Origin of the sequence: Streptomyces sp. NPDC001549, from assembly GCF_042894025.1 — a bacterium.
GTDB lineage: Bacteria > Actinomycetota > Actinomycetes > Streptomycetales > Streptomycetaceae > Streptomyces > Streptomyces kutzneri.
In genome coordinates, this window is the sequence record NZ_JBIAVJ010000078.1 from 1 (window position 1) to 1,945 (window position 1,945).

The 1,945-nt window shown below is 67.7% G+C and carries 2 protein-coding genes; one reads left to right on the forward strand and one right to left on the reverse strand.

Annotation, left to right across the window (positions count from 1 at the left end):
- Positions 1-79 precede the first annotated feature (79 nt).
- On the forward strand, positions 80-721 hold the full coding sequence (locus ACFY04_RS43645) for a hypothetical protein (RefSeq protein ID WP_389126634.1): 642 nt from the start codon (positions 80-82) through the stop codon (positions 719-721).
- A gap of 29 nt (positions 722-750) precedes the next feature.
- Here the strand turns inward: ACFY04_RS43645 and ACFY04_RS43650 are convergent, their stop codons facing one another.
- Positions 751-1,872 carry an IS630 family transposase gene (locus ACFY04_RS43650; RefSeq protein ID WP_388625713.1) on the reverse strand — a complete coding sequence of 374 codons (1,122 nt, stop codon included), beginning with the start codon at positions 1,870-1,872 and terminating at the stop codon, positions 751-753.
- Between the last annotated feature and the right edge of the window lie 73 nt (positions 1,873-1,945).

The window sequence follows — 1,945 nt, forward strand, 5'->3', positions numbered from 1 at the left end:
GCATACCTTCGCCGGGTTGGGCGGGTGTGGGGCCATTAATGCCAGCTACCTGGCGGAGGCATCCGCCTATGCTCGGCTCGTGCAGCCGCTTTCCGACCGCAGCAATCCGTTGATCACGGCGTTCCCAGCCGAGCTTGCAAGCGATGCCGAGGCAGTCCTGGCGGTGATGCCTGATTCTCGGCTCCAGTCGCATGCCTCGTTCTCGGTCGATGTCGAGGGCCAGCAGGTTTTGATCCCCGGGCGCCTCTACAACGACGAGCCGCCCACTGCCCGGGTGGCGTCGCTTTCGTCGCGCCAACAACAGCTTCTGCACTGCCTGTACTCAAGGCACTGCGACGGCATGGTCAGGCAGCGCCACCTGGAGAAGGTCGTTGGTTCCACGGACCCATGGGTCGTCCCCTTCGTCGTGCAGTTGGTTGGCGAATACGTCTTGGAGATCCTGGTCGTCATCTGCGATGAGCTCCGTGATCTCGCCACGCCCGGCACCTGCGGCCACCTCGCTTACGGGCAGTTCCTCGTGGACAACCCTGCCTTCTTCGCGCGCACTCAACGGCGGGTCGTGAGCTACTGGAGCTGCTACTACCGCGGCGCCTACGCGAGTTTTCGGGGCTACCCGGGGTGCACGATTCTTGACCTCCTACGGTCCGCTGCCTCCGACAGAGCAGGACATCCCTGGCCCAACCTCGCTCCAGCCGGCGCCAGGGTGGACGGCTACTGCTAGGACCCGGCCGGGCAAGGTCGCCGGGCTGGTCAAGCGGCATCGGCGAGGGAACGTCCGCCCCAACGGATGCCCTTCTCGCTGCGGATGCGAGCGCGCTCGCGGCGCTGGGCTGCGAGCACGTCGGGGTGACGGGCATTCGCGTTGCGCCAGCGCAGATAGGCGTGCAGGGCCCGGGTCTGCACGGTGTGGTTGCGGTGGTTGGAGTTGGCGATGGTGAACTGCCGCAGCGGCCCGAAGTGCGCCTCGATTGGGTTGGCCCAGGATGCGTATGTCGGCGTGAAGCACAGCTCCACGCGGTTCTTCTTCGCCCAGCGGCGGATCGTCTCGCCCTTGTGGGCGGACAGGTTGTCCAGGATGACGTAGATGGGGGCGCCGTCCGGTCGCGCGGCCCGGACCGATCTGAGCGCGGCCAGCGTGTTCGAGGCGCCCTTCTTCCGGCGGTTGACGCCCCAGAGCGTGTCGTCACCGACCGAATAGCAGCCGTGGAAGTACCTGACGCCATGCGTGCGGTGGTAGGTCGCCGGGTGCCGCTCGGGGTGACTGGCCGGGGCCCAGCCCGCACCGCCGGTGGGGCGGATGCCGAGCGGACCGAACTCGTCGAACGCGAAGACCCGGTCCGGGAAGCGGTCCAGGACCTCCTCGATCCGGTCCAGCTTTACCTCGCGGTCGGGGTCCGGGGACTCCTTCCACGTCTTGGTGCGCTGGAAGGAGATGCCGCGGCGGGCGAGCAGATGGCGTAACGCCTCGCGGCCGATGCGGATGACCCGCCCATGGACTTTCCGCAGGTGGGCCAGCAGTTTGCGGATGGACCAGCGAGTGAAGGGCTGGCCGAGCTTGGTCGGGCGGGTGGTGGCCGTCTGGACAACGAAGTCCTCGTCGTCAGGACTGAGCAGGCGGGGACGGCCTCCCGCCCACCGAGGGTCCAGACAGGCCAGGCCGATCTCGTTGAACCGGTGGATCACATCCCGGACGGTGTCCTCGTCGGCCTGCACCAGCTGGGCGATCACCGGGACCCGGTTCCCGCCGGCCGACGCCAGCAGCATCATCGCGCGTCGGAAGCGGACCGAACTGGTGCTGCCCCGGCGCACGATCTGCTGCAGTTTCTGCCCCTCCTGGTCGGTCAACCTGCGCACGCGGACAGGCTCAGCCACCGCACCCCCAGCACTCGGATCGGACGTCACCCAACATCCAACCGCCCCGACCACCAACCCGGCGAACCAATGT